General features: G+C 56.9%; 8 protein-coding genes. 2 read left to right on the top strand and 6 right to left on the bottom strand.

The annotated features are described in order from the left end of the window. Positions 1-12: 12 nt before the first annotated feature. Both ACLI1Q_RS10775 and pta read right to left on the bottom strand, forming a co-directional pair. Positions 13-1,236, bottom strand: a complete 1,224-nt coding sequence (locus ACLI1Q_RS10775) for an acetate kinase (RefSeq protein ID WP_284849521.1) — start codon at positions 1,234-1,236, stop codon at positions 13-15. Continuing rightward, positions 1,237-2,604, bottom strand: a complete 1,368-nt coding sequence (gene pta / locus ACLI1Q_RS10780) for a phosphate acetyltransferase (RefSeq protein WP_284849522.1) — start codon at positions 2,602-2,604, stop codon at positions 1,237-1,239. Positions 2,605-2,839: 235 nt separating this feature from the next. Between pta and ACLI1Q_RS10785 the strand changes: the two genes are divergently transcribed. Beyond that, complete coding sequence (locus tag ACLI1Q_RS10785; RefSeq protein ID WP_239268534.1) at positions 2,840-4,201, top strand: FAD-dependent oxidoreductase; 1,362 nt, start codon at positions 2,840-2,842, stop codon at positions 4,199-4,201. Positions 4,202-4,278: 77 nt separating this feature from the next. Here the strand turns inward: ACLI1Q_RS10785 and purT are convergent, their stop codons facing one another. The 3 genes from purT to ACLI1Q_RS10800 all read right to left on the bottom strand — a co-directional run bounded on the left by purT (position 4,279) and on the right by ACLI1Q_RS10800 (position 9,616). Continuing rightward, a complete protein-coding gene (purT, locus tag ACLI1Q_RS10790) occupies positions 4,279-5,631 on the bottom strand; it encodes a formate-dependent phosphoribosylglycinamide formyltransferase (protein ID WP_239268536.1) in 1,353 nt (450 codons plus the stop codon). A gap of 165 nt (positions 5,632-5,796) precedes the next feature. Next, positions 5,797-6,534 carry a class F sortase gene (locus ACLI1Q_RS10795; RefSeq protein ID WP_239268538.1) on the bottom strand — a complete coding sequence of 246 codons (738 nt, stop codon included), beginning with the start codon at positions 6,532-6,534 and terminating at the stop codon, positions 5,797-5,799. Positions 6,535-6,670: 136 nt separating this feature from the next. Next, the gene (locus ACLI1Q_RS10800) at positions 6,671-9,616 is read right to left on the bottom strand and encodes a VaFE repeat-containing surface-anchored protein (protein ID WP_411697149.1); all 2,946 of its coding nucleotides are present in this window, start codon (positions 9,614-9,616) and stop codon (positions 6,671-6,673) included. A 1,856-nt stretch (positions 9,617-11,472) separates the two neighbouring features. Between ACLI1Q_RS10800 and ACLI1Q_RS10805 the strand changes: the two genes are divergently transcribed. Further along, positions 11,473-11,919, top strand: coding sequence for a hypothetical protein (locus ACLI1Q_RS10805; protein WP_239269991.1), 447 nt, complete (start codon positions 11,473-11,475; stop codon positions 11,917-11,919). A 136-nt stretch (positions 11,920-12,055) separates the two neighbouring features. Here the strand turns inward: ACLI1Q_RS10805 and ACLI1Q_RS10810 are convergent, their stop codons facing one another. Then, entirely contained in the window at positions 12,056-13,348 is a 1,293-nt protein-coding gene (locus tag ACLI1Q_RS10810; protein WP_239269992.1) for an adenylosuccinate synthase, read from the bottom strand. Position 13,349: the final 1 nt, after the last annotated feature.

Here is a 13,349-nt window from a genome sequence, read left to right on the forward strand (position 1 = left end):
TACTTACATGGCCTACTTAAATAGGCCTTCCTCGCGCGCCTTGGCGGCAACGTCTGCAGACTTCTGCGCAATAGCCAGCTCCTCATTGGTGGGAACCACTAGGACCTTGACCGGGGAATCGTCGGTGGAGATGACCCGCGGCTCATCGGAGCGGACGAGGTTGCGCTCCTTATCAAAGTCGATGCCGTACATATCCAGGTTGTACAGCGCGTCCTGGCGCACCTCGGTGTCGTTTTCACCCACGCCGGCGGTGAAGGTAATGGCGTCCACGCGGCCCAGAGCAATCATGTAGGAGCCGATGAAGCGGCGCAGCTGGTGGATGTAGATGTTATACGCCAGCCATGCGTCTTCATCGCCGTTATCGATGTGCTCGCGCAGCGTACGGAAGTCATTGACGCCCGCAATGCCCTTGACACCGGATTGCTTATTGAGCAGCTTATCGATCTCGTCGATGCTCATGCCCGCCTGGCGCACCAGGTGGAAGATGATGCCTGGATCGATATCGCCGGTACGCGTACCCATGGCGAGGCCGGCCAGCGGGGTCAGGCCCATCGAGGTATCGATGGCACGTCCATTGCGGATGGCGGCCGCGGAGGCACCATTGCCCAGGTGCAGCGTGATCTGGTGGGTGTGCTCCGGATCGCGGTCCAAAATCTTCGGCACCTGCTGGGAGACGAACTCGTGGGAGGTGCCGTGGAAGCCGTAGCGGCGGATATCGTACTTGGAAGCAACCTCGCTATTGATGGCATAGAGCGCTGCGGCCGGCGGCAGGGTATTGAAGAACGCGGTATCGAAGACCGCCACGTGCGGAATATCCGGCAGGATCTTGCGCGCCACGCGGATGCCGTCCAGGTTGGCGGGATTGTGAAGTGGGGCCAGCGGGATGAGGTCCTCGATCATCGATTCAATTTGATCCTCGATGAGCTGCGGTTCCGAGAAGAGGCGGCCGCCGTGTACGACGCGGTGTCCCACGGCGATGATATCGACGTCCTTCGGGCCCACCTGATGATCATCCATGAGGTCAAAGGCGCGTTTTAGGCCAAAGGAGTGATCGGGAACTTCCAGTTCCTCGGTGACCTTTCCCCCGCCAACCTTGATGGTAATGGCACCGCTCGGCTCGCCAACCTGTTCCACCAGGCCGGAGACGAGTGGATCATCGGTGGCAGTAGCGGTTGGGTCCACCAGCTGAAACTTGATGGACGAGGATCCCGAGTTAAGGACCAGTACGTATGACATTTATTTCTCTCCAGCCTGGATAGCGGTAATGGCAACGGTATTGATGATGTCTGGAACGGTAGCGCCGCGGGATAGGTCATTGACCGGCTTGTTCAGGCCCTGCAGGATGGGGCCCACGGCCAAGGCGCCGCCGGTGCGCTGTGCGGTCTTATAGCCAATATTGCCGGCGTCCAGATCGGGGAAGACGAAGACATTGGCCTTACCCGCGACATCAGAATCCGGCATCTTCTTCGCGGCAACGCCGGGATCGCAGGCGGCGTCGAACTGCAGCGGGCCATCCACCTTCACCGAGGAGTCCAGCTTCTTGGCGGCCTCGACGGCCTCGATGGCGCGCTCGACGTCCGGGCCGGTGCCGGAAGCGCCGGTGGAGTAGGACAGCATGGCCACGCGCGGGTCGATGCCGAACTGGGACGCGGTCTGCGCGGACACCACGGCGATTTCGCCCAGCTGTTCCGCAGTTGGGTTCGGGTTCACGGCGCAGTCGCCGAAGGCCCACAGGCGCCCGCGCATAACCATCAAGAAGATGGAGGAGACCACCGAAGCATTCGGCTTGGTCTTGATGATCTGGAAGGACGGCTTAATGGTGTGGGCGGTGGTGTGGGCGGCGCCGGAAACCATGCCATCGGCAAGCCCCTTGTGCACCATCATGGTGCCAAAGTAGGAGATGTCCTGCATGGTCTCGCGGGCCTGCTCCAGGGTCACGCCCTTCTTCTTACGCAGTTCCGCGAAATCGGCGGCGAATTCCTCCGCAAGCGGCGATTCCAGGTGGTCGATGATATCGGCTCCCGAAATATCCAGCCCCAGATCCTTGGCGCGGGCCTTAATATCGGATTCCTTGCCCAGGATGGTCAGCCGGGCGACCTCATCGCGGAGCAGGGCATCGGCGGCTTCAAGGATGCGGTCATCATCGCCCTCCGGCAAGACGATGTGAGATCCAGTCGTCTTGGCTTGGTCAATGAGCTGCTTCTGGAAGAGGTCTGCGGACATGACGGGCGCGGTCTCCTCTGCCGCGCTTAACGCACCTGGCACGGCCTCCAGGTCGGTGAAGACGCCTGCCACGGTGGCGCCGAGGGATTCTGCCTTGCGCTGTGCCAGCTCCGCCGCGCGCTCTGGGGCGCCGGAGATGATAACCAGCGGCAGGCCCAGCGCGGCGGCGACCTCCGCATCGAAGGAGATTTCGCCGGTGCCTTGGACCAGGAGGGCATCGGCAGTGGCGGTGGGCGCGTTGGCCAATACATCCGCCACGGTGGGGTCGAAATCTTCTAAGCGGAGCAGTTCAGCGCCAAGGCTATCCGCCAAGGCGGGAATATCGAGGCCGTCGAAGCCGCGGCCGATGGAGCTTAACACTGTGGACTGGGATGCAGACATGCGGATTACCTTTCCTTTGCCGTCACGGGAACACTTGGAACACGCGCCGTAACATTATGCCGTACATCACAGTTACTAGCACGTGGTGACGACTCCACTGTACGTGAATCACCCCCTCCCCCGCCCTTCCGCAACCTCCTAAACTGGGGGTAGATAACTCAGAGCAGTGTGGCATTTATCGCACTGCCACCGCGTAGAATGTGAGAAAAACCTAAAGAAAGGACACCCTAAACAGATGACTAGCCCCATGCGTGTCGCCGTGGTCGGCTCCGGACCGGCCGGCATTTACGCCTCTGACCTCCTCGTAAAGTCCGATGTGGACGTGCAGATCGATCTCTTTGAAAAGATGCCTGCGCCCTTTGGCTTGATTCGCTACGGCGTCGCCCCGGATCACCCACGCATTAAGGGCATCGTGCAGTCGCTGCACAACATCATGGAGAAGGAAGACATCCGCTTCCTGGGCAATATCGAAGTGGGCAAGGACATCACCGTCGAAGAGATGCGCGAGTACTACGACGCCATCATCTTCGCCACCGGCGCCACCGCCGATAAGGAAATGGGCATCCCCGGCGAGGACCTCGAGGGCAACTACGGCGCCGGCGAATTCGTGGGCTTTTATGACGGCAACCCCAACTTCGAGCGCGATTGGGACCTATCCGCGGAGTCCGTCGCCGTCGTGGGCGTGGGCAACGTTTCGCTCGACGTATCCCGCATCTTGGCCAAGACCGCAGACGAGCTGCTGGTGACGGAGATCCCGGATAATGTCTACGCTTCCCTGAAGGAAAACCGCGCCAAGGAGGTCCACGTCTTTGGTCGCCGCGGCCCGGCGCAGGCTAAGTACACGCCGAAGGAGCTCAAGGAGCTCGATGAGTCCCCCACCATCGAGGTCATCGTGGACCCAGAAGACATCATCTACGACGAGGCTTCCGAGGAGGCCCGCCGCGCCGCCAAGTCCACCGACTTGGTCTGCCAGACCCTAGAGTCCTACGCCATGCGCGAGCCTGGCGATGCCCCGCACAAGCTCTACATCCACTTCTTTGAATCCCCAGTAGAAGTGCTTGGCGATGCCGGCCACGTCACCGCCATCAAAACCGAGCGCACCGAGCTCAATGGCGATGGTTCCGTAAGCGGCACCGGCAAGTTCACCGAGTGGCCCGTGCAATCGGTCTACCGCGCTGTGGGCTACCACCCGCAGTCCGTCGAGGGCATTCCTTTCAATGACGACACGGCCACCATGCCCAACGACGGCGGCCACGTCCTGACCGATGTGGACGGCGAAAAGCTTCCCGGCCTCTACACCACCGGCTGGATCAAGCGCGGCCCGGTGGGCTTGATTGGCAATACTAAATCCGACGCCAAGGACACCACCGGCATGCTGCTAGAGGATTACAAGGCAGGCGAGCTCGAGTCCGCCACCAAGCGCGATCCGCAGGATATCCTCGATCTGCTCAGCAGCCGCGATATCGCCGTCACCACCTGGGACGGCTGGCACCGCCTCAACTCCGCCGAGCAGGCCGCCGGCGAGCCGCACGGCCGCGAGCGCATCAAGATCGTCGAGTGGGACGAGATGGTCAAGCACGCCGGCCCACAGCGCTAACCAGCGCTGCACTGCGGGCCTGACTAGGCACCGACTGGCACGGTCGGCAGTGCCCCGCAGCGCTAACCAGCGCTGCGCTAGTCGGTATCGTCCACCCCTGAGGTCAGCTTGGGGTCGAGCTCGACCCCACCCTCGTATTCAACAACCTCGATATCGGGCACATTGTCCGCTTGCGGGTCGATGCCGCGCGCACCGCCCTGCGCGAGCAGGCCAGGAGTCGAGGTCACGCTCACCTTATGCGCCGCCAGTGCGGCGCGATCGCGGGCCTCTTCTACCGTTTCCGCCGTCGTGGTCACAAGCCCCATGCGCCGGCCCTTATAGGCATCGGGCTTGCCAAAGAGCTTCACGTCCGTCTCGGCGTAGTGGAGGGCGGAGGCAATGCCGGTAAAGGCGACATCGGCAAGCGGCTCCTGCGCGTGCAAGAACATGCTGGCGCCCGGGGTTATCAACGTGGCGTCGATGGGATAGCCCAAAATGGCGCGGGCGTGCAGATCAAACTGGGAAAAGCGCTGCGTATAGGCGGTAAGCATCGCCGTATCCGAAGGCCGCGGGGAGACCGAAGAAAAGTAAACATCATCGCCGGCGACGAAAAGCTCCACGCCGTACACGCCGCGCCCGCCTAGCTCATTGGAGATGCGCGCCGCAACCGATCGCGCGTTCTCCAGCGCAATCTCGCTCATGCCGGTAGGCTGCCACTCCTCAATCAGATCGCCCTTCTCGTGGCGGTGACCAATGGGCTCGCTAAACCACGTGGCCAGCTTGCCCGTGGCCGGATCGATGGACCGGATGGCCAGCAGCGTGACCTCAAGGTCAAAGTCCACGAAGCGCTCCGCCACCACGCGCTGCGAATCCGAAGAAACGCGGCGCACCGTCTCCCACGCCTCGCGCACGTCTTCTACGTCCCGTGCCAGCATGTGGCCCTTGCCCGAGGTGGACACGTCCGGCTTCACAATGCACGGAAACCCCAGCTCCGTCGCCGCTTCCTCCAGCTCCTCCACCGAAGAGGCAAAGCGGTAGGCCGAGGTCGGCAGCCCAATATCTTCTGCCACCGCGCGCACCCGTTCGCGGTCTTGGGTAAGGGCGCAGGCACGCGCCGTGGGCACGACGACGGCATCGGTGGACTGCTCAACCTGCTCCAGGGCCTCCACCGCAACGATTTCCACCTCCGGCACCACGTAGTGCGGCTGAATCTGCTGCACCAATTCTGATACCTGCGCGGAGTCAGTAATATCCGCGATATAGCTATAGTGCGCCACTTGATGCGCCGGCGCCCCCTGGTACTTATCCACCGCGTGGACCTCAAGGCCCAGGGACTGGAAGGAAATAGCCAGCTGCTTTCCCAACTCGCCCGCGCCGAGCAGCAATACCTTCGTGGCATTGCCCGTCAGCGGCGTGCCGATATGACCGGCGATTTTGCCTGGAATATCCATGACTTTGCTCCTTTGATTCCGCTCCGAGCAGCAGATACTTCCCCAAATTATTTCATAGATGCCCGGCGCACCCCGGGCGCACATGCGTGAAGTGCATAAACGCAAGCGCCCGGCCAAGGATTTTCATCCTCGAACCGGGCGCTCGTTGGACTCTAGAGCGTGCTACTAGGCCTGGGGTGCCTCTGGTGGAACCGGGGCATCGACTGGCTCTGCCACGGTAATAATGTTGTCCTCATACCCCAGCGCACCGCCGACGAACTTGCCGCCGCAGGTGATAAGGACCAGGCGGTTGGTACCGTCCGTGTCATTAACCACGTCCGGGAAATCCCCGCCCTTGGGCAGGCGGTACGGCTTTTCCGTCACACGGAAGGTGCGCTCCTCACCATCGATGACCACGGTGAATTCCTGGTTTTCCTGCAGCCGGGTGAATTTCTCCGCATAGCCGGTGCCCTGGCCCTGGTAATTCACGTGGCCGGTGATCACGCTGGAGCCAACATTGCCGGCATCGCCAGGCACGGCCGAGGCGGAATACCAGCCCAAGCGGGAGACATCGTGTGGCGGCAGCAACACGCCCTGGTCAGTTACCTGCACTGGGTCCACGGCGGCGTACTCGCCGTCGATGCCCACGGACATGCCTTCGAAGCCTTCGAATTGGCCCGGGGCCGGCTCGAATTCGTGCTCCTGCGCACCGGAATCATCGACGTAGGCATCGCCCTTATCGTCCGGGGGGTCAACGGCCGAGACGCTTTCCGATGCCCCCTCACTAGCCTCATCATCTTCCCCACCGGTGGTGAGGTAGAGAGCCAGCTGGATCAACATCAGAATTACGGCCACTACCAGCACGATAAAGCCGATCTTCTTACCCCGGCTTACGGGTTCCTCGCGGCCTGTCTCCTCAGACATTGCCCAATCTCCTCATTGTGGTCTTCTCGATGGTTTATCAGATGGGTTGCCCCCCTCCAGCGTGTGCGGTGACACCCTGAAGGGGGACATGTTGTGCCCAGGCGCTATCGCCTGTTACCTGACCAGTACGCTCACACTACTTAATGTAGTCCTGCATACCTGGGTCAAGCTCGGTCGCACCGGACGGTACGGACTTGATCTTCGTACGTCCTGCGTCGGACGGTAGCGGTTTACCAGTCTTTCCAGGCTCCTGGCCCATAACCTCGACCGGACGATCGTCCTTGTCGGTACCCTGGTCAACCTTATCCGGCGTATCCTGACCCTTCACCTCGGTGGGGCGAGGCTCTTCGCTGGAGTTCTGGTCAACCTTATCCGGCGTATCCTGGCCCTTCACCTCGGTGCTTGGGTGCTCACCGTGGCCCTCGGTGTCCTTCTCAGGACGATCCTTCGGCTTGTCGTGATCATGGTGGCCGTGGTCGTGATCGTGGTGGCCGAAGATAATCTTGCCCAAGCCGATTCCCAAGCCAATGCCCGGAATCAGGATGGCCCACTTAGGAATCTTGCCCTTGGACGGCTTGCCTGGGACATCGGAGTCATCAGAGGTTACGGTCTGATCCTCATCATTGATGTCCTTGTGCTCAGCAACCTTATTCGGCTTCTCAGCATCCGGAGTGTCCTCACCCTCAGCGTCAACCTCAGTAGAAGTCAACTCCTCAAAGGCAACCGCAGCCTCAACCGGCTCCGTCACATCACTATCAACAGTGATCTTCACATCAACCTTGCCAGCAGACTTCTCCGGAGTAAAGGTCGTCTCACCCTTACCCAAAACAGTCTCTTTATCGGCCTTGCTAATCAACTCAGCCTGCAGCGTGTATTCCTTACCAGGAACCAAGCCCTCATAGCTGACCTCATCAACAATCTCAGCACCAGCAACAACCTCATGCGAACCCTGAGCAAAATCAGCATTCGTCGAAATCTCCGGCTTCAGAACCTTCTTAGAATCCTCAGAGATTACCGTCTGATCCTCATCATTGATGTCCTTGTGCTCAGCAACCTTATTCGGCTTCTCAGCATCCGGAGTGTCCTCACCCTCAGCGTCAACCTCAGTAGAAGTCAACTCCTCAAAGGCAACCGCAGCCTCAACCGGCTCCGTCACATCACTATCAACAGTGATCTTCACATCAACCTTGCCAGCAGACTTCTCCGGAGTAAAGGTCGTCTCACCCTTACCCAAAACAGTCTCTTTATCGGCCTTGCTAATCAACTCAGCCTGCAGCGTGTATTCCTTACCAGGAACCAAGCCCTCATAGCTGACCTCATCAACAATCTCAGCACCAGCAACAACCTCATGCGAACCCTGAGCAAAATCAGCATTCGTCGAAATCTCCGGCTTCAGAACCTTCTTAGAATCCTCAGAGATTACCGTCTGATCCTCATCATTGATGTCCTTGTGCTCAGCAACCTTATTCGGCTTCTCAGCATCCGGAGTGTCCTCACCCTCAGCGTCAACCTCAGTAGAAGTCAACTCCTCAAAGGCAACCGCAGCCTCAACCGGCTCCGTCACATCACTATCAACAGTGATCTTCACATCAACCTTGCCAGCAGACTTCTCCGGAGTAAAGGTCGTCTCACCCTTACCCAAAACAGTCTCTTTATCGGCCTTGCTAATCAACTCAGCCTGCAGCGTGTATTCCTTACCAGGAACCAAGCCCTCATAGCTGACCTCATCAACAATCTCAGCACCAGCAACAACCTCATGCGAACCCTGAGCAAAATCAGCATTCGTCGAAATCTCCGGCTTTGCCGAAGTATCAGCAGGCTCTTCCGGCTTTTCCGAAGAAGTCGTGCTCGAAGGCTCAGTGCTGGTCGTAGTCTTCGAAGTGGACGTCTCCGAGTCCGACGGCTCCGAGGTTTCAGATTCCGAACTGCTCTCCGTCGATGGTTCAGAGCTCTTGGACTCCGAGGCGCTTGGCTTCGAGCTAGTCGTTGAAGTCTCCGACGAAGACGACTCCGAAGGCTGGTTGTCCTTCTTAGTGTTTACGGTCTGGTCTTCGTCGTTAATGTCCTTGTGCTCAGCAACCTTATTTGGCTTCTCAGCATCCGGAGTGCCCTCACCCTCAGCGTCAACCTCAGTAGAAGTCAACTCCTCAAAGGCAACCGCAGCCTCAACCGGCTCCGTCACATCACTATCAACAGTGATTTCCACGTCAACGTTGCCAGCAGACTTCTCCGGAGTAAAGGTCGTCTCACCCTTACCAATTACAGACTCGTCTGCCTTATTAACCAATTCCGCATTCAGGGTGTATTGCTTCCCTGGGACCAAATCCTTGTACTTAACGGTATCGGTTACCTTAGCGCCGGACTCAACCGATTCACCCTTGGCAAGCTTCGCCTTGGTGGAAATCTCTGGGTTCCAGGTGGTATTTACAGTCTGCGCCTCGTCGCTCAGGTCCTTGTGCTCTGCGATGACATTCTTCTTGTCAGAGTCAGAGTTGGACTTTCCTTCCGCATCAACCTCAGTAGAGGTCAAGGTTTCAAAAGCAACTGCCGCGTCAATGGGCTTCTTAAGACCGCTGTCAACAGTGATCTCCACGTCCACGTCGCCGGAGGACTTTTCTGGAGTAAAGGTCTTCTTGCCCTTGCCGACGACCTGGTGGTCTCCAGCCTTATCCTTCAGCTCAGCCTCAAGGGTGTATTTCTTGTTCGGGACCAGGTCCTCATAGTGAACCGTATCCTTCACCTTGGCACCAGCAACAACCTGGTCAGCATCGTCGGCAAACTCTGCCTTGGTGCGAATCTTGGGCTGCAACTTCTTCTCGGATGCACTAGTAGTTGGAGTCGATTCGCTAGGCTCAGTGCTTGGCTGAGTAGTGGTTTGCTCCGTCGAAGGTTCCTCAGAGGAAGTGGTCTCCTCTGTCGAGGTCTCCTCATCGGAAGGCTGCTCTTCCGTGGAGTTCGGAGTGCTCTCTTCCTCCGTAGGCTCATCTTCCGTGGTTTCTTCCTCGGAAGGCTGCTCGGGAGTCGTGGATTCCTCCGGCTCGTCCCCCTCGGTATCAGGTAGACCAGGCTGATCCGGCGGCATCACAGGCTGGTCCCTGCGTGTTTTATCGACCCTACCTTTATCATCGTGAGGACGAACAATCGTGATATAAGCATCTTCAGGCTGTTCCGGAATCTGCACGGATGGATCTTTTTCGAATTTTGGCGGGTCATAGTCGTCTACAATTCGATACCCAGTCAGTTCCGTAAATTCCTCGTGGCTTCCCGTAAAGCTAGGGTATGTAGGCTGACCTGGATCAAGCGCACCGTAAGATGGGTCTCGGCCAGTAATAGTAGCGGCAGCTATAGCCCGTGATGTGTCCTTCTCAGCAATTAAAGCTGCTAAATACACGGAGTAGTTTGCAGCAGCCTTACTATCCTTCCGCTTCGCTGCATCCTTCAATTTCCGTGCAAGATTGATCACACCATCCCTGTATTCGGGTGAGATTTCAAGCCTTTCTGCGTTTTCCTTCGCATATACCCGATTTGTTTGCAGTGGGATTTGGGCGAATGGTTCGATACACCAGCCCCATCCCACGTTGTTGTTCGGGTTTCCTTTACCAGCACCCTCTGGCGGCGTTCCTGCCCAAACAAGTGGCCCCCAAGAAGTATCTACTCCTTTGGGCATAATCTTGTTTACATCTCCCAAACTTACATTTGGCTCAAAATCTGTAGGATTACTTTCCTCAGCATTTGCTTGATTCCAGGGAACAGTGACCATAGCAGCAATAACCGCAAATGCAGCAAAGATTGCGGTTAATACAGTCCACTTTCTCCGGAATGAATCGCGCACTCCGCTCATCTTCTCCCCTTTAAAAGGACATCTTCTTACAATTCGCATCTACACAACTCGAACTTCAGCTGTGTAGAACCTAAATGTGAAACTTGAACACACGATAGACGATCCCTGTTCACTAACCGCTACGATCGCCACCGTTTGTGCCTTTATGAGAGTACTAGTCCATGCGTTCAAAGAGAATTATTTCAAACTTATCCAAGTGATACGTCAACGAATTTACTATGCCAATTCCGGTTTACCGATAAACGGAAGCTGGCAATTAAAACCGTCATAAATAAACGTTTATTCGAAGGTGAACTTCACTCCAGAATACTATAGGTTAATAGATAACTTACAGCTTTTAGTAAATTTACCATTTCTATTGACGCTGTTACCAGCATTTTCTGAACTCAGTCTTGCACCCCACTAAATGTCGGTACACTTTTTAAACAGTCACAAACATTGGTTTTACGCAATACGAGCCTTCAATCACCTGAACTCCCAAAATGAAAGACCGCAAACAATGGCGACCACATGTTCGATTCAACTTACCTTCAGACATTATAACTTACCTTCAGACATTATTCAGTTATGTATAACTCCCCTGTAGGCACTGATTAAGAAAATTATTTGCATTTAAGGAAATGCTTTCAAGAAGTGTCAAACGTCACAGGAAAACGTGCATACTTCGCGCAAAATTGCACTGTAAATAGAAGTCGTGCAGTAATTGAAGCGTCCACTAAAATGGGGGATAAACCAAAGTTACAGTCTGCTTTTCTAAAGTTTGACAGGAAATGGACGCTACTTTGGCTTAAGCCACTTTAATGAGCTAAATCCCATCAAATGTCAGCTTTTATTAGCGTCAACCTCCAGTGCACCCCTCGCACCCACCGGCGTTGTATTATATTGCACTCCGGTTAAACTTAATAGCGAATGTCACACTTCAAGACGAATAATGCGGGTCTAATGCCACATATTGGACTAAAGCATTTTTTTCCGTCAATAGCTTCTAAAACAAATTTTAATGAACGAATCAACAAGTTGAATTCCATATAGTTACTCGCCTTTTACGGTGCTAGTATTTTTATCGGTTTCAGACACTAACCCAGAAAGGATCGGAAATGTCTATTCCTTCTTTTATTGCTAGCGCCATCGCTGCTGTACTACCGCTAACTGGCAGCACCGGCCCAGTTGACGCCCAGGACCAGCTTGCTGAGCCAGAGGTAACCCAGACCGCTGACGTTGAGCAGTCCACCGACCAGTCCGATGAGCCCGGCGCTCACGCCGAAAAGGGCCATATCACCGGTGACAAGGAAGATGTAATCAACGGAGACCAGGACTATTCTGCACCTATCCTGCAGAGCGGTAAGTTGGCTGTGCAGCGCGAACTCGCGCTCGCTACTGACGAGCTGGGCCACGAGTTCATGAACATCGACTTCAAGGACAGCCACAGCGCACACCTGACCTTCCCAGACACCTATAACCCGGATACTGACCAGGCAGCCGTGGACCGCGTGCTGGAAGCACTCAAGATCAACGGCTACGACAACCTGACCGCCGCTTACTAAAGCTGAACGGTCATAGCCTCGGGGAGCGCCCCGCGGAATCCTAAAGAAGGGGCGAGGTACCTCAGCAAGGTACCTCGCCCCTTCTTACTTTTATGAGCTCGCGGCTAGGCCGAGCTCATCACCGCAAATACGTCCATTACTGGTCTTCCATGACATCGTGGCGCACGATGGTTTGGTCGCGGCCAGGTCCGACACCGATATAAGAGATGCGGCAGCCGGACAGCTCTTCAAGGCGCAGCACATAATCCTGTGCCTTCTGCGGAAGCTCCTCGAAGGTGGCGCACTCGGATATGTCCTCGTCCCACGCCGGCATGGTTTCAAAAATCGGCTCGGCGTGGTGGAACTCAGACTGGGTAACCGGCATCTCGTCATAACGCTTGCCGTCGACGTCATAAGCCACGCAGATAGGGATTTCCCCAATACCGGTCAGCACATCGAGCTTGGTCAAGAAGTAATCCGTAAACCCGTTTACGCGCGTAGCGTAACGAGCGATCACGGAATCGTACCAACCGCAGCGGCGTGTGCGGCCGGTGTTCACGCCGACCTCGCCGCCGGTGGTCTGCAGGTACTCGCCCCACTTATCAAACAGCTCGGTAGGGAACGGTCCGGCGCCCACGCGGGTGGTATAGGCCTTGATAATGCCCAGCGAGGTCTTAATCCTCGTCGGCCCAATGCCAGAGCCAACCGATGCCCCACCCGCAGTCGGATTCGAGGAAGTCACAAACGGATAGGTACCGTGGTCGACGTCCAACATGGTGGCCTGGCCGCCCTCCATGAGCACGTTCTGACCATTGGCAAGCGCTTGGTTAAGCTCAAGCTCCGCGTCAATAACCATGGGGCGCAGGCGCTCGCGATAGCTCAGGAAGTACTCCACAATCTGCTCTGCCTCGATGGCCTTACGATTGTACATCTTCACCAGCATCTGGTTCTTGATCTCCAGCGCGGACTCCACCTTCTGCCGCAGGATGGATTCGTCGAAGATATCTTGCACGCGAATACCAATGCGCGCGACCTTATCAGCGTAGGTCGGCCCAATGCCGCGGCCGGTGGTACCGATGGCGCGCTTGCCCAAAAAGCGTTCCTGCACGCGGTCGAGGGTCTGGTGGTACGGCGCCACGAGGTGCGCGTTCGCGGAAATCTTCAGGCGGGAGGCATTCGCCCCTCGTGCCTCGAGGCCATCAATCTCATCAAAGAGCGCCTCAAGGTTAATCACCACGCCGTTGCCCAGCACCGGGGTGGCGTTTTCAGAAAGAATCCCGGCGGGCAGGAGCTTCAGCTCGTATTTTTCACCGCCGACCACGACGGTGTGCCCGGCGTTATTGCCGCCGTTCGGCTTGACTACGTAGTCAACTTTCCCGCCAAGTATATCGGTAGCCTTGCCCTTGCCTTCGTCGCCCCATTGGGCGCCGACAATGACGATCGCTGCCATC

Origin of the sequence: Corynebacterium limaceinasi (assembly GCF_046717465.1) — a bacterium.
In the GTDB taxonomy this organism is placed as follows: Bacteria; Actinomycetota; Actinomycetes; order Mycobacteriales; family Mycobacteriaceae; genus Corynebacterium.